The sequence below is a fragment of the Celeribacter marinus genome, assembly GCF_001308265.1.
Taxonomy (GTDB): domain Bacteria; phylum Pseudomonadota; class Alphaproteobacteria; order Rhodobacterales; family Rhodobacteraceae; genus Celeribacter; species Celeribacter marinus.
Genome location: NZ_CP012023.1, coordinates 2438181 through 2453600, shown reverse-complemented (window position 1 = coordinate 2453600; position 15420 = coordinate 2438181). Strand labels below are relative to the sequence as shown.

Genomic DNA, 15420 nt, shown 5'->3' with positions numbered 1-15420 from the left:
TCATCCAAATGCAGTGTTGGGGCGACTTTGGAACACCAACGTCGAAAGGCGCACAGCCACAGATTCGCAAGCCGCCGTGGATGTGACGGCTATTTCGCCTTTGCTTCAACACGTTGGCGGGCCAAGGCACTATCGCGATCATTGACGCCGAGTAGATTGGCAACCAAACGCAAAAGCGTATCTTCGTCGTGATCGCGCGCTCCATCGGCCAACACCACGGACCAAAGGCTTTCGATGACGCTTTCGCGATCCTCGTAGGGCACGGCGTCCTTGATCGCGCGGGTAAAGCGCACTGTGTCAGGGGCTTCCTCTTCGAGGTGTTCGGCGCGTATGCGCAGCTCGGTCGCATCGGACTGGCTTAAGGTGTAGCGGTCCGACAGCACCGTCTCGATTTTTGTGACCTCGGCAGGTTCATAGTGCCCATCCGCGCGCGCCACGCGCACCAAAAGTGCGCCAAGTGCGAGACGCGCATCGACACTTGAGAGACGTTGCGGGTTCGGTTGGATGAGGTTTTTTAGGAATTCTGCAAACATGGAATTTTATATAAACCGCGATTGGGGAAAAGGAAACGGGTGCACGCAACTGTGATGGTGCGCCATCAATGAACCAAAATGGGCAAGAGCGAGGCCACAAGAAGAGTGGCCATGGTCCAGTTAAAGATGCGCAAGCGCCGCGTGTTGGTGAGCAAGCGCCGCACCTCGGTGCCCATCCATGCCCAGACCGTAATGGCGGGAAAGTTCACCATGAGAAACCCGAGCCCCACAATGGCCGCCGCCGTCCATCCCTCACCTTGCGCATAGTTGGTTTGCGCACCAATCGCCATAATCCAAGCTTTTGGATTGACCCATTGGAATGCGACCGCTTGCCAAAATGTGAACGGTTTGCCGCCGGCTGCGCCCTCTTTGGGTGGGGCGGCATGCGCGATTTTCCACGCGAGCCACAGCATGTAGGCGAGTGAGACGACAACCAGTATCTGGCGCAAGACAGGCACAGTCTCAAACAACTGTGCCAGACCCAGACCGATTACAAACACCATGAATGAGTGGCCAAGAGAGATGCCTAGCATATGCGGCAAAGTCCGCCGAAACCCGAAATTAGCGCCTGAGGCCAAGAGCATCAGGTTGTTTGGTCCGGGCGTGCCAGAGGCCACAAATGCAAATGTCAAAAGGGCAAAGAAAAGGGTCATATCCATAACTCGAAGCTATAGCGGGTCGCGCGCGAATGTGGTGCGCTTTTTGATGATGGGTGCGATAACGGTGCGCGATGAAAGGCCTTCATGTGGCGTCGAGCCGCCCAAACGTAGTACATGGCGCGAATGATGGTTTGCGCGGTGGCACGAGCGTGTTAGGCGAAAGAAAACCGCGCGAGGCAGACCATGTACCGACCTGACCAAACTGGCATAGACGATCCAAATGTCCTGCGTGCGGCGATGCACGAAATTTCGTTCGGCGCGCTTGTGACGCCGCATGAGGGCGGCATCGAGATTTCGCATGTGCCGTGGATGGTGCGCGAAGAGGGCACAAAAACTTATCTCGAAAGCCATGTCGCACGCCCGAATTCCCATTGGACTCTCGCGGGTGCAGGTCAATCGGTGGTGATGTTTCAAGGGCCGCACGCGTATATATCGCCAAGCTACTACCCCTCAAAACAGGTTCACGCAAAGGTTGTCCCAACGTGGGGCTACATCGTGGCGCATGCTCATGGCACATTCGAGGCCATTCAGGATGGCGACTGGTTGAACGCGCATCTGAGCGCCTTGTCGGATCGCCATGAGGCGGGGCGCGCCAATCCGTGGGCGATGTCCGATGCACCTGTGGCCTACATTGCCGCCCTCAAGCGCGGCATTGTCGGCATACGATTTGAAGTGTCGCACATGGAAGGAAAGTGGAAAGTGAACCAAGCCAAATCTGAGCAGGATCGTGCGGGCACCTATCACGGCTTGATGAGCGAACGCAGCGACATGGCGCGGGATTTAGCAGAAGCACTTGAATTCTTTCCAAAAGCTGACGATCAATAACGGACAGGGTGACGGACGTCGCGTTGGTCTACATGGCAATGGGAGGTCGCGATGTTCTTGAGTGTCTTTGAAATGTTCAAGGTGGGCATTGGCCCGTCATCGTCGCACACGATGGGGCCAATGGTGGCCGCAGCACGGTTTATGGCCGCATTGGCTGATCAAAATATCACGCCTGTCCGGCTTCACGTCCGATTGCTTGGCTCACTTGCATTTACCGGAAAAGGACATGCGACCGATCGGGCCTGTATTCTGGGGCTCGCTGGATTTAGCCCGCAAACATTTGATCCGATCCGCGCAAATACGGTCTTTGATGCGATTTGTACGGATCACGTGTTGCCCGATACTGGGATTGCATTTGACCCGTCTGTGGATTTGATTTTTGACTATGATACGCCGTCCAACGGTCATGCGAATGCTATGGAAATCAAGGCGGTAGGTGCCTCTGGCGCACGCTTGTTGTGCGAGACCTACTATTCTATTGGCGGTGGTTTTGTGTTGACTGCTGACGAGTTTGAGCAGGCGCAAAGCCAAGACATGAGCGCGCGGTCCGATGTGCCCTATCCGTTTCAATCGAGCCTTGAGATGTTGGACATGGCACAATCGGCGGGATTGAGCATCGCCCAGATGAAGCGCGCGAACGAGGTGTCGCGGATGAGTGCGGCCGATCTTGATCGCGGAATCGCACAGATTTGGTCCACGATGGATGCCTGTCTGGAGCGGGGGCTTGCGGGCGATGGCATTTTACCCGGGGGCCTTGCGGTCAAACGCCGTGCGCGGGGTATCTATGTTAATTTACGAGAGCTGCAACACAGCAACCTTGCGCCGCCCCATATCGTCAACGACTGGATTTCGGCCTACGCAATGGCGGTGAACGAGGAGAACGCGGCGGGGGGCCAAGTGGTCACCGCGCCCACCAATGGTGCGGCGGGTGTGATCCCTGCGTGCATCCGCTACTGGCTCGATCATGTCCCACAAGCCGATCCGGCGCAGTTACCCGATTTCCTTTTGACGGCGGCGGCCATCGGCGGATTGATCAAACACAATGCGTCAATCTCGGGGGCGGAATGCGGATGTCAGGCCGAGGTGGGATCCGCCTCAGCAATGGCGGCGGCGGGCATGTGTGCGGTTTTGGGCGGCACGCCTGCGCAGGTGGAAAATGCCGCCGAGATTGCGTTGGAACATCACCTTGGTATGACCTGCGATCCGGTTGCGGGCTTGGTCCAAGTGCCATGTATCGAGCGCAATGGTTTAGGCGCGATTAAGGCGGTCGCAGCCGCATCACTGGCGCTGCACGGCGATGGATCGCATCTTGTTCCGCTCGATAGCGCGATTGCAACCCTGTGGCAGACGGGGCGCGATATGAGCGACAAATACAAAGAGACCAGCCTAGGCGGGTTGGCCGTAAACATCCCCAATTGCTAAGCTAGACTCCGCACACGAAAACGGGCCCCCGTAGGAGCCCGTTTAAATCGCATACTGTGATGGCTTAGACCAAGCGTGAATTGTCTTTTGCGGCGCGGATGAAATCCTTGAACAAAGGCGCGGGCGCGAACGGTTTGGATTTCAATTCGGGGTGGAATTGCACGCCGATGTACCACGGGTGATCGACCGCTTCGACAATCTCGGGCAGGCGTCCATCGGGGGACATGCCGGAGAAAATCATGCCACAGCTTTCGAGTTTTTCACGGTACTTTGTGTCTACCTCATAGCGGTGACGGTGGCGTTCTTCGATCTCGGTGGTGCCATAAGCCGCGGCGACTTTGGAGCCTTCTTTGAGCGTGGCGGTATACGCGCCAAGGCGCATGGTGCCGCCTTTGTCGTCGCCTGCGTTGCGGCGCACGGTTGCGTTGCCTTGGACCCATTCCTTGAGGTGGTAGACCACGGGTTCAAAGCGTTTGCCGCCCGCCTCGTGGTCGAACTCCTCGGAGCCTGCGGTTTCGATGCCCGCGAGGTTGCGTGCGGCCTCGATGACGGCCAATTGCATGCCCAAACAGATACCGAGGTAGGGGACTTTGCGTTCGCGCGCGAATTTCGCGGCCTTGATTTTGCCCTCGGTGCCGCGCTCGCCAAAGCCACCAGGGACCAGGATCGCGTGGAACCCTTCGAGGTGAGGAGCAGGGTCTTCTTTTTCAAAGATTTCCGCGTCGACCCATTCAATTTTGACTTTGACACGGTTTGCCATGCCGCCGTGCGTCAACGCCTCGGCGATGGATTTATAGGCATCTTCAAGTTGCACGTATTTGCCCACAATGGCGACTTTGACTTCGCCTTCAGGGTTGAAAACGCGGTCGGCCACGTCGTGCCACACGGTGAGGTCCGGCTTGGGCGCAGGCGAGATGCCGAAGGCGTCAAGCACAGCTTGATCAAGGCCCTCACGGTGATAGGCCAGCGGCGCCTCATAGATCGATTTGAGATCAGGAGCTGCAATCACGTCTTCTTTGCGCACGTTACAGAATAGTGCAATTTTCTCGCGCTCTTTCTCGGGGATCGGGTGCTCGGATCGGCACACCAATACGTTTGGCTGAAGGCCGATCGTGCGCAACTCTTTGACCGAGTGCTGTGTCGGTTTGGTTTTCAACTCGCCCGATGCGGTGATGTAGGGCAAGAGCGTGAGGTGCATGAAAATACACTCGCCGCGCGGTTTGTCTTGGGCGAACTGTCGGATCGCTTCAAAGAAGGGCAAGCCCTCGATGTCGCCAACCGTGCCACCGATTTCACAGAGCATGAAATCAACTTCGTCATTGCCGACATGCAAGAAATCTTTGATTTCGTTGGTCACGTGCGGGATCACCTGAATAGTTTTTCCAAGATAATCACCACGGCGCTCTTTTTCGAGAACGTTGGTGTAAACGCGGCCCGACGAGATCGAGTCGGTGTTGCGCGCGGCCACGCCCGTGAACCGCTCGTAGTGGCCAAGGTCGAGATCGGTTTCCGCACCATCATCGGTCACGAACACTTCGCCGTGCTCAAACGGGCTCATCGTGCCTGGATCGACGTTGAGGTAGGGGTCAAGCTTGCGCAACCGTACAGAAAATCCGCGCGCCTGAAGAAGGGCGCCAAGAGCCGCAGAGGCAAGACCTTTGCCCAAAGAGGATACAACACCGCCGGTGATGAAAACGTATCGTGCCATGTGATGAGGGGCTCCCGTGAGTGTCCAAAAAAGAGTAAAACACGCGAAAATATTTCGCGTGTATCACGGGATTTGAGAGCTATCAGATTCGGTCGTCCCGCGCAACCAAACCGCTACATGTTGCGGAAATTAATCCCGCAACGCCCATGTTTTGGGGTTATTCGACGCTGGGTGGTGCGATAGGCGCGTCTGTGGCCGAGGGTGGCAACAGGCTTTCGCCGGATGGCAACACAGGGGTCGATACGGCATCATCTACCGTTTCAGTGGCGGACATGTTGTCTACGACAGAGGACACATTGGCCTCGCGCCGCGCCAGAACCGTAAGAGTGATGGAGGTGATGATGAACCCAACCGCAAAAATCCATGTCAGTCGCGTGAGGGCTGTTGCCGCACCGCGTGCCGACATCGCATCGCCTGCGCCGCCGCCCATACCAAGACCGCCGCCTTCAGACCGCTGAATGAGCACAATGCCAATAAGGCAAAGCGCCAAGATGAGGTGGACGACGAGAACAACGTTTTCCATGGATCTGCTTTCGATTGGTTCGTTGCGGGTACTTAAGATGAGATTGCCCTATACGCAACCCCGTGCAAACGGATCAGACACAAAATGCGCGCGGCTTGTGCACGGTGTTCCTATGTACAATGTGGCGTTGTGAGAGGTTTCACACGTTTTGCGGTTCCCTCACCGCCCGCGCGGCGCTATACGGGCGCGGGTTTCAATCCAATCAAAGGATTCATCATGGCTAACGTCGTCGTTGTCGGCGCCCAATGGGGTGACGAAGGTAAAGGCAAGATCGTGGACTGGCTCTCGGAGCGCGCGGATGTGATCGCACGCTTCCAAGGTGGCCATAACGCAGGCCACACGCTCGTCATCGACGGCAAGGTCTACAAGCTACATGCGCTGCCCTCGGGCGTGGTGCGCGGTGGCAAGTTGTCCGTGATTGGCAACGGTGTCGTTCTGGATCCGTGGCATTTGTTGAGCGAGATCGAAACGATCCGCGCGCAAGGCGTCGAGATTTCGCCTGAAACGCTGATGGTTGCCGAAAACACCCCGCTTATTTTGCCAATCCACGGTGAATTGGACCGCGCCCGCGAGGAAGCCGCGTCCAAAGGCACAAAAATTGGCACAACAGGGCGCGGCATTGGCCCGTGTTACGAGGATAAAGTGGGTCGCCGTGCCATTCGTGTGGCCGATCTGGCTGATGAGGCAACATTGATTGCGCGTGTTGACCGCGCGTTGCAACACCATGATCCATTGCGCAAGGGTTTGGGGTTCGAGCCCGTTGATCGTGACGCCTTGATCGCGGCGCTCAAAGAAATCGCACCAAAGATTCTCCCGTATTCTGGTCCCGTCTGGAAGGTGATGAACGAGAAACGCAAAGCCGGCAAACGCATCTTGTTTGAGGGCGCACAGGGTGCATTGCTCGATATCGATTTTGGGACATACCCGTTTGTGACCTCATCCAATGTGATCGCGGGCCAAGCGGCCACAGGTGTCGGCATCGGTCCGGGAGCCATCGATTACGTCCTTGGGATCGTCAAAGCCTATACCACCCGTGTGGGCGAGGGACCCTTTCCGACCGAATTGCATGATGCGGATGGTCAACGCCTTGGCGAACGCGGCCACGAGTTTGGCACCACTACAGGGCGCAAGCGCCGCTGCGGTTGGTTCGATGCGGCCTTGTTGCGTCAGACCTGTGCGACGTCGGGCATGAACGGCATCTGTTTGACCAAATTGGACGTGCTTGACGGGTTCGAGACGCTGAAAATTTGCGTGGGCTATGACCTAGACGGGGAGCGTTTGGACTATCTCCCGACAGCGGCCGAAGATCAGGAACGTTGCGTGCCGATCTATGAGGAAATGCCGGGGTGGTCCGAAAGCACCGAGGGCGCGCGCACATGGAATGATCTGCCTGCGAATGCGATCAAATACGTGCGCCACATCGAGGAATTGATCGATTGTCCTGTGGCGCTCGTGTCGACCTCACCCGAGCGTGAAGATACGATCCTTGTCACAGACCCGTTTGCGGACTAACTGCCCGATATGGCTATGACGTATAAAACCCGCCGCCGTGTCGCCCTTTTGGTGCTCGTGATCGGTATTCCCGCATACATCATCGTGGCGGTAAAGGTGATCAGCTTGTTTGATCGCCCGTCCATTTTGGTCGAGCTGGGGATCTATGTTGGACTTGGAATATTGTGGACATTTCCGCTTAAATCCGTTTTTCGCGGTATTGGTCAGCCTGATCCTGATGCGCCGAGCGCGCGGTTTGAAGACGACACATAGGTCGGCGCACGCTTGCGTAGATATGAGAAAGGCCGCCCCTTAGGGCGGCCTTTTGCGTTGCGACACGGCACTGGTTTAACCGTGTGCGCGTGTTTCGGGCTTGAACCGTGATGCATCGGACACTTGGAACTGGCCACGTGCAATCTTTTTGATTTTGCCTTGACGCAAGAGTTGTCCAAAAGAGCGCAGACGATCCTCAAGCGGTTGATCCTCCGGCATGGCCTCCATCGCCAAACGCATGATTTGCGGACGCGATACGGTATCTTTTCCCTCAACATGATTGGCATAGGCGGTCGCGGCCTCAAGTAACTCGGACAATCCTTGCGCACCCATGGTCTCGGCGTAATCGGCAAAACCGGTGGCGTTTGCAATCGCCATATCATGGTGGACATCGCTCTCTTCGCGAAGAGCAACCGCAGCGGCGGAAATCCGGCGCGGGCGTACGGGCGAAATATCCGCGCCTTTGATCATATCTTTGGGCGTATCAATGCGTTGCTCGGACACCAACATCAGTGGCGGTAGGTCACGGCGGGTGGTTTTGACACGCTCGGGACGGGTCGGGCGCACGATGCTTGCAAGGTCGTCGCGGTAGACATTTTGGTCGTCATCATCGTTTGCGGCCTCGTCGCCCGCATCACGGTCGGCACGTTTCGACATCACTGCCGCTTTGAGGTGCGCAATCGCAGACCGGCGGCGTGATGTGTCGTCTTTCTCCATTTCGCGCTCGGTTTCGTCGAGAATACGCGACATGGTGTCATCGGCGGAGGTTGCGAACACATTGCGTGTGGCCTCGCGGTCGGTTTCGGCGTGGTCTACGCCGTGGTCATCAAACGCGTCATCCACAAGGGGCGCGTCCTCGACATCGTTGTCACCGAGCAGAGCAGCAACGTTGTCGAGGGTCTGGGAGTCGTCGCGCGCGTCATCGGGCGCATCGGCAACAATAGGGTCGGTGATGATTTCGGCGTCCACGCTTTGCGCCGCAACATCGGCCAGTTCGCGCATAAGATCGTCTTCGTCATCGTCAGAGAGTGTGGTCGAGCCAAGTTCACGGCGCAGGACGGACGCGATGTCGGCGGCACTTGTATCCGCGTCGTCGAGATCCTCGATATACTCGGCGTTATCCACGTCATCGGCATCAGCCGCAAAATCGACCAGCACATCGTTGGCGTCAAAATCTGTGTCGTCCACGTCATTGGAGGCATCATCAAAGGTGAGCGCGTCTGTGTCGAAGGCTATGACATCCTCGATTTCAGGTTGCGCATCGGTGGTTTTCTCAGGCTGGTCGGTGACATCCGCACGTGCGGCAACTTCCGCCTCGTAATCGGCGCGGCGCATTTTAATGACTCGCGCGCGAACGCGGGTGAGCGGGTCTTGTGGTGCGGTTTGCGCCACGATGTCGTCCTCAACCTCGTCGGGTGTGTCGCTTGCTTCGGCGATATCGGCGGCGAGATTTGGATCCATGTCTGGCATATCGGGGGCCGCGACAAGATCTTCCGTCACATCAATCGAGATCTCGATGTCGGATGTGTCGTCCGCGTCATTTGCTGTCGCGGCTTGGGGTGCCTCGTCAATAATGTCGTGCGCCACGTCCTCGTCGGGTGTGGCGACAATCGGCTCAACCTCTGCGTCCGGCTCAGGGCTGCTGGCGTCCATGACGGCACTCAAATCAACCTCATCTTCGACGGGTGTTTGGTCCGAAACATCTGCGGCGTCTACGAGGGGTTGATCTACAATGTCTGTATCGACGTCCGTACCGGAGATGGTCGTGCCAAAGGCATCGGCGGCGTGCTGATCTTCGGCAAATGGGGCATCGTCGCGTTTTGCAACGGCGGCGCGGATGCGGGCCAGTTTTTCTGCAATCGAGCCTTCGGCGGCTGGCGTAACCGATGCCACTGCGGCCGCTGTCGGCGCGCTTGACGTAGGACGCTCATGGCGTGGCGCAGTATCCTCGGCCGCAGGGGCAGCTGCGACATGAGGTTGAGGTGCAGGCACATGTGACGGAGCCGCTGCTTTTGCGGTCGGGCCTTTTTTAATCGGCGCGGTCGTCGCGGTCGGTTGTGCAACAGGGGCCGCGATGTCGGCATGTGGCCCACCCTCGACCTGTCGCAGGGTCATCCCGTTCTCATCCAGCTTCGTCTCGACGCGGCGCTGAATTTCGCGCTCGGCAATGGGTTGAAGCATCTGGGGATCAGGCGTGGGTGGTTCCGCGCCAAAATACCGGTCGTCAGCGGCAAGATCACGGAAATACTCCGCAATAGACCTCATCGTGTTGAACGGATCGTCGAACCCTTCCAATGTACACGAAAAGGTCCCGTAGGAGACCGTTAAAATTTTACTATCCGTAACCATGCCGAAACTCACTTTCTGCCCTTGTGTAACGACACCATATTTACCATGAATTGGTTCTCAAATCGGAACGAAACAAGGAAATTAGCGTGATTATTTCCTGTCCAAATTGTGGCAAAGAACCCTGAGAGGTCGAGTGGGACATGGTGTTTCCTGTGATAAAGGTCGAAACGGGTGTTACCCTGCTTGGTGGTGGAAACTCTACGCCGGCTATGGTTTCGCAAGCGTTAACACAGGCTAAAACCCTTGTTGCGGCAGATGGTGGGGCGCAAATCGCGCTTGATCTGGGCCATATGCCCGATGCGGTCATCGGAGACTTCGATAGTTTGGACAGTAAGGCGCGCACCGCAATTGAAGCGAGTCGTTTTTACCATGTTCCAGAGCAAAACAGCACCGATTTCGAGAAGTGCCTGACCCGTATCGAGGCACCTTATCTTCTTGGTGTCGGGTTCTTGGGGGCGCGGGTGGATCACGAGTTGGCGGTCTTGAATGCCGTTGTGCGCCACCCCGAGCGGAAAATTGTGTTGCTGGGAACACATGATACCTGTGTGCATCTCACATCGCCGTTGTCGATCAGACTGCCTATTGGCACACGCGTCTCTCTTTTTCCCCTGTCGCGCGTCACGGGGCGCTCGGTCGGGCTGACTTGGCCTATCGAGGGCATTGAGTTTGCACCAGACGGGCGCGGGGGCACGTCGAATGAGGCGTGCGGCACTCAGGTGGACATCGAGATGGATGGGGATGGAATGCTGTTGTTTTTGCCGGTCGAGGCGTTGGATGCGCTTTTGAAGGCGCTGGGCATAAAAGCACTCTAAAGGGAATGCCTCAGGGGCGTTGACCGTTTAATGTGGATATTGTTGTGGCTGTTAGCGCTCTCACTGTCTGTTCGCGTCAAAAACCGTCTATCGTCGATGCGGGCGCTCTCCTATAAGCAGTCCGACTCACACATGCCTCTGGGGAGATGCGCCTATGTCCGAGACCTTATCACCGATCGATACCGCGAAATTTGTTGCCGCCAAGCGTGCCGTCGAATTTGTCGAGGACGGGATGAAGCTTGGCCTTGGCACGGGATCGACAGCGGCATGGATGGTGCGCTGTTTGGCCGAGCGCGTGCGCGATGAGGGGCTCAAGATTGTTGGGGTTCCAACGTCGACCCGCACCGCCGAATTGGCCCGCTCGCTCGGGATCAAAGTGATCTCTCTGGACGAGGCCAAATGGCTTGACCTGACGATTGACGGTGCGGATGAGTTCGACGCCGAATTGAACCTGATCAAGGGCGGCGGCGGCGCGTTGTTACAAGAAAAGATCGTCGCAACAGCCTCTGACCAGATGATCGTCATCACGGACGCGGCCAAAGAGGTCGAACACCTCGGCGCGTTCCCGTTGCCGATCGAAGTGATCCCGTTCGGGTGGCAGACGACCAAAGCGCTCGTTGAGGAAACGCTCGGATCAATGGATGTGTTGGGGCAATCGTCGACGTTGCGGATGAATGGCGATGTGCCGTTTATCACGGATGAGGGCAATCACATTGTTGATTTGCACCTGCAACGCATCGGCAATGCGCGGCAATTGGCATTGGTGCTCAATCAGGTGCCTGGTGTGGTGGAAAACGGTCTGTTTATCGACATTTGCGATAAGGTGATCATTGGCCACGGTGACGGGCGCGTGCAGACCAAAGACATTATCACCGGCGAAGACAGCGAACGGATGATCGAGTTTGCCGAGTCCGACAATATTTTCGCCGATCTTTAACAACATAGTGATCGACATCGCGACATTGGCCCCGCTTGCAGCCGTAAGCGGGGTTTTCCTTTGCCGACAAAAAACCTATGTCTAGTTGCAACTTCAGACTTCTTCCAAACAGGCAAAAGGCAGGCGGAACAAATGGCGTTTGATTATGATCTCTTCGTGATCGGTGGTGGCTCTGGCGGTGTGCGCGCGGCGCGTCTCACGGCGGCAGACGGGCACAAGGTTGCGATGGCCGAAGAGTACCGTATGGGCGGCACTTGTGTGATCCGTGGCTGTGTTCCCAAAAAGCTGATGGTCTTTGCGTCTCAGTATTCGTCTGCGGCCAGTGAGGCTGCGGCTTATGGATGGAATGTTACGCTTGGGGATTTCGAATGGCCTCAGTTTCAAAAACGTCTCAAAGCAGAATTGACGCGCCTTGAGGGTATTTATACCAAAAACGCGGGCAATGCGGGGGTCGAGATTATCGCCCAACGCGCCACTGTTAAAGATCCGCACACGGTTGTGCTTGCTGATGGGTCTGAGAAAACCGCGAAACACATCTTGGTCGCGGCAGGCGGCACGCCGTTCGTGCCTGACACGGTTCCCGGGATCGAGCACGCGATCACGTCCAACGAAATTTTCGACATCGAGACATTGCCAAAGCGCATCTTGGTCGTAGGCGGCGGTTATATCGCTTGTGAGTTCGCCTGTATCTTTAACGGTCTGGGGTCGGACACCACGCAGTATTACCGTGGTGCGCAGATTTTGCGCGGCTTTGATGATGAGGCGCGCGGTCATATTTCCGAACTGATCGCGGGGCAGGGCGTCAATCTACACGTGGGCACCGATGTGGAGCGCATTGAGAAACGCGAGGATGGCCTGTGGGTGAAAGCCACCGACGGGCGCGAGGAGATGTTTGATGTGGTGCTCTATGCCACGGGCCGCAAACCCAAGACCGAGGGTTTGGGCCTTGAGGCTGTTGGTGTGGCCCTTGGCCGTGCGGGCGAGGTCAAGGTGGACGACTATGGCCAAACCAACATTCCGTCGATCTTTGCCGTGGGCGATGTCACCGACCGTATCCAGTTGACCCCTGTGGCCATTCGTGAGGCGGTGGCGTTCCACGAGACAGTGTTCAAAGGCAACCCGACCAAGCCTGACCACGTCGCCGTGCCGTCCGCGATTTTCACACAGCCCGAATACGGCGCCGTGGGTCTGACCGAGGAACAAGCGCGCAATGAGCGCCCCGTCGAAGTCTACACAGCGGCGTTCCGACCGATGCAAAACGCTTTCATCGAGAAAAACGAACGCGTCTTGTTTAAGCTAATCGTGTGCACAGAGTCGCGCACAGTTTTGGGCTGCCACATCATCGCGCCACATGCGGGCGAAATGATCCAATTGGCAGGCGTGGCCGTAAAAATGGGAGCAACCAAAGAGGACTTTGATGCCACCGTTGCGGTTCATCCGACGATGGCCGAAGAGATCGTTTTGATGAAAGAGCCTACACGGGTTCACAACTAAGCCCAATTCGGGCGCGAAAGCGGGGCAGGGTGGCGGATATACGCCTCGCACCTCTTGAAAACGGCGACCGGAACGAACAGATTACGTTGAAGCCTTTTACGGGTGCGTATCACGCACTTGGACCAGACACATACGAGAGAGGAATACACCTTCATGGCCAGCAATAATGGCGGACCTTGGGGCTCGGGCGGCGGTGGAAACCGTGGCGGCTCTGGCGGAGATGACAATGACGGCAACCGCAACTCTGGCGGCCGCCGTCCAAATGACCCTCCCCAGTTGCCCGAGATCGACGAACTTTTAGGCAAAGGCAGTGAGTACCTTAAGGTTCTCATGGGCGGACGCGGTGGCGGATCGAACGGCACTGGCGGCGGTAATGGCGGCGGCGCAGGTGGCGGTGGTCCGAAATTCACCCGCTCCACGGTCGGCTTTGGTGCATTGATCGTTGTTGGCCTTTGGGCGCTTAACTCGTTCTACACGGTTAAACCCGAAGAGCAGTCTGTTGAGTTGTTCCTTGGTGAGTTCTCCTCCATCGGCAATCCTGGTCTTAACTTTGCGCCTTGGCCGCTTGTGTCCTACGAAAAAGTCGTGGTGACAGGCGAGCGGACCGAAGCCATTGGTATTGCGGGCGTAGGTGAAACCGGCTTGATGCTGACCACCGACGAGAACATCGTCGACATCGACTTCCAAGTCGTGTGGAACATCAACGACCCTGCCAAATATCTCTTTAACCTCGCAGATCCGCGCAGCACGGTTCAGGCCGTGTCGGAAAGCTCCATGCGCGAGATTATCGCAGCCTCCGAATTGGCCCCGATCCTCAACCGTGATCGTGGTTTGATCGCGGATACAGCAATGACGCTGATACAGTCCACGCTCGACAGCTATGACGCGGGGATCAACGTGATCCGTGTCAACCTTGATAAAGCTGACCCGCCCACCGAGGTGATTGACGCGTTTCGTGACGTGCAGGCCGCCGAACAAGAGCGCGACCGCCTGGAACGTCAGGCTGACGCCTATGCCAACACGGTTCTTGCGGGCGCGCGTGGTTCTGCCGCGCAGTTCCTCGAAGAGGCCGAAGGCTACCGTGCTCAGGTCGTGAACGGCGCACAAGGTGAGGCCTCGCGCTTCTCCGCTGTTTTGACCGAATACAAACTCGCCCCCGAAGTGACCCGCAAACGTCTCTATCTCGAGACGATCGAAGAGGTCTACAGCGGTGTCGAGAAAATCATTCTCGATGAGGGTGCCGGAGGTGGGCAAGGTGTTGTTCCATACCTGCCGCTCAACGAATTGCGTAAATCTACAAGTGAGGGGTCGAACTGATGAAACGTCTTCAAATCCTTTTCGTCGCTCTTATTCTCGCCGTCGTTGTGGTGTCGTCCTCGGTCTTTGTTGTAGACGAACGTCAAAAGGCATTGGTGCTCCAATTCGGTCAAATCAAAGCGGTTAAAGAAGAGCCTGGTCTTGCCTTTAAAATCCCGCTTATCCAAGAAGTGGTCTTTTATGATGACCGCATCTTGTCTCTTGAGACGCCCGAGATTGAGGTCACACCGTCTGATGATCGCCGTCTCGTGGTCGATGCATTTGCGCGCTACCGCATCGCCGATCTGGTGCAATTCCGTCAAGCTGTGTCCACGGGGGGCATTCGCCTCGCTGAGGACCGTCTCCAAGGGATCTTGAACGCACAGGTGCGTGAGGTTCTGGGCTCTGAAACCGTGACATCCAACACCATCTTGTCGTCGGATCGTGCCGAGTTGATGAACCGTATCCGTGACCAAGCGCGTGTTCGTGCATTGCCATTGGGTGTCGAAGTTGTCGACGTGCGTCTCAAACAGACGTTCCTGCCCGATCAAAACCTTGACGCCACATTCGCGCGTATGCGTGCAGAGCGTGAACGCGAAGCCGCCGATGAGCGGGCGCGTGGTGAAGAGGCGGCACAACGTGTGCGTGCGCAAGCAGACCGTACAGTGGTCGAACTGCAATCCGATGCGCAGCGTCAGGCCGAGATTGTACGCGGTGAAGCAGATGCGGAACGCAACAACATCTTTGCGAATGCTTATGGTGCGGACCCAGAGTTCTTTGAATTCTATCGTTCTTTGAACGCTTATCGTGAGAGCCTGAAAGGCTCAAACACCACGATGGTGATCTCGCCCGATAGCGAATTCTTTGACTTCCTGAAGTCTGACAGCGGTCGCTAAACATAAGCCGCCAAGACAATAAATAGATGTCCCGTTCCGTATCCGGACTGGGACAGACATGAAGAGGGCCAGCGTGATGCTGGCCCTTTTCTGCATTTCGACGCGTCACTTTTCGCTCACAACCAGTTGAGCAGGCGCGATTGAGATTGAGTTGTCGCAGTCTATGCCTATCTTTAAGTCAGCAGTTAGGTATTCGCGGTTA

Annotated in this window: 14 protein-coding genes; 9 read left to right on the top strand and 5 right to left on the bottom strand. The window is 56.8% G+C overall.

Going from position 1 to position 15420, the window contains the following annotated elements; all coding sequences use genetic code 11:
* Nucleotides 1-89: 89 nt before the first annotated feature.
* Both IMCC12053_RS12245 and IMCC12053_RS12240 read right to left on the bottom strand, forming a co-directional pair.
* Nucleotides 90-533 carry a tellurite resistance TerB family protein gene (locus IMCC12053_RS12245; RefSeq protein ID WP_062219452.1) on the bottom strand — a complete coding sequence of 148 codons (444 nt, stop codon included), beginning with the start codon at nucleotides 531-533 and terminating at the stop codon, nucleotides 90-92.
* A gap of 65 nt (nucleotides 534-598) precedes the next feature.
* Nucleotides 599-1192, bottom strand: a complete 594-nt coding sequence (locus IMCC12053_RS12240; RefSeq protein ID WP_062219450.1) for a LysE family translocator — start codon at nucleotides 1190-1192, stop codon at nucleotides 599-601.
* A 183-nt stretch (nucleotides 1193-1375) separates the two neighbouring features.
* Here IMCC12053_RS12240 and IMCC12053_RS12235 point away from each other — a divergent pair, with 183 nt between their 5' ends.
* Nucleotides 1376-2017 carry an FMN-binding negative transcriptional regulator gene (locus IMCC12053_RS12235; protein WP_062219447.1) on the top strand — a complete coding sequence of 214 codons (642 nt, stop codon included), beginning with the start codon at nucleotides 1376-1378 and terminating at the stop codon, nucleotides 2015-2017.
* A gap of 51 nt (nucleotides 2018-2068) precedes the next feature.
* A complete protein-coding gene (locus tag IMCC12053_RS12230; protein WP_062219445.1) occupies nucleotides 2069-3439 on the top strand; it encodes an L-serine ammonia-lyase in 1371 nt (456 codons plus the stop codon).
* Between the two features lie 64 nt (nucleotides 3440-3503).
* On the opposite strand, the gene IMCC12053_RS12225 is transcribed toward IMCC12053_RS12230, so the two are convergent.
* Together IMCC12053_RS12225 and secG are read right to left on the bottom strand one after the other, a co-directional pair.
* Nucleotides 3504-5147: a CTP synthase gene (locus IMCC12053_RS12225; RefSeq protein WP_062219443.1), complete on the bottom strand. Its 1644-nt coding sequence runs from the start codon at nucleotides 5145-5147 to the stop codon at nucleotides 3504-3506.
* A 157-nt stretch (nucleotides 5148-5304) separates the two neighbouring features.
* A complete protein-coding gene (gene secG / locus IMCC12053_RS12220) occupies nucleotides 5305-5670 on the bottom strand; it encodes a preprotein translocase subunit SecG (protein WP_062219442.1) in 366 nt (121 codons plus the stop codon).
* A gap of 216 nt (nucleotides 5671-5886) precedes the next feature.
* Between secG and IMCC12053_RS12215 the strand changes: the two genes are divergently transcribed.
* Nucleotides 5887-7182 carry an adenylosuccinate synthase gene (locus tag IMCC12053_RS12215; RefSeq protein ID WP_062221301.1) on the top strand — a complete coding sequence of 432 codons (1296 nt, stop codon included), beginning with the start codon at nucleotides 5887-5889 and terminating at the stop codon, nucleotides 7180-7182.
* A gap of 9 nt (nucleotides 7183-7191) precedes the next feature.
* On the top strand, nucleotides 7192-7434 hold the full coding sequence (locus IMCC12053_RS12210) for a DUF2842 domain-containing protein (protein WP_062219440.1): 243 nt from the start codon (nucleotides 7192-7194) through the stop codon (nucleotides 7432-7434).
* A 75-nt stretch (nucleotides 7435-7509) separates the two neighbouring features.
* On the opposite strand, the gene IMCC12053_RS12205 is transcribed toward IMCC12053_RS12210, so the two are convergent.
* Nucleotides 7510-9783, bottom strand: a complete 2274-nt coding sequence (locus tag IMCC12053_RS12205; protein WP_062219438.1) for a hypothetical protein — start codon at nucleotides 9781-9783, stop codon at nucleotides 7510-7512.
* Nucleotides 9784-9923: 140 nt separating this feature from the next.
* Between IMCC12053_RS12205 and IMCC12053_RS12200 the strand changes: the two genes are divergently transcribed.
* The 5 genes from IMCC12053_RS12200 to hflC all read left to right on the top strand — a co-directional run bounded on the left by IMCC12053_RS12200 (nucleotide 9924) and on the right by hflC (nucleotide 15218).
* Nucleotides 9924-10595, top strand: a complete 672-nt coding sequence (locus IMCC12053_RS12200; protein WP_062219436.1) for a thiamine diphosphokinase — start codon at nucleotides 9924-9926, stop codon at nucleotides 10593-10595.
* A gap of 154 nt (nucleotides 10596-10749) precedes the next feature.
* On the top strand, nucleotides 10750-11532 hold the full coding sequence (gene rpiA / locus IMCC12053_RS12195; RefSeq protein WP_062219434.1) for a ribose-5-phosphate isomerase RpiA: 783 nt from the start codon (nucleotides 10750-10752) through the stop codon (nucleotides 11530-11532).
* Nucleotides 11533-11664: 132 nt separating this feature from the next.
* On the top strand, nucleotides 11665-13026 hold the full coding sequence (gene gorA / locus IMCC12053_RS12190; protein ID WP_062219432.1) for a glutathione-disulfide reductase: 1362 nt from the start codon (nucleotides 11665-11667) through the stop codon (nucleotides 13024-13026).
* A gap of 153 nt (nucleotides 13027-13179) precedes the next feature.
* Nucleotides 13180-14343, top strand: coding sequence for an FtsH protease activity modulator HflK (gene hflK / locus IMCC12053_RS12185; RefSeq protein WP_062219428.1), 1164 nt, complete (start codon nucleotides 13180-13182; stop codon nucleotides 14341-14343).
* Nucleotides 14343-15218, top strand: coding sequence for a protease modulator HflC (hflC, locus tag IMCC12053_RS12180; RefSeq protein WP_062219426.1), 876 nt, complete (start codon nucleotides 14343-14345; stop codon nucleotides 15216-15218). Before hflK ends, hflC begins: the two co-directional genes overlap by 1 nt.
* The last annotated feature ends 202 nt before the right edge of the window (nucleotides 15219-15420 follow it).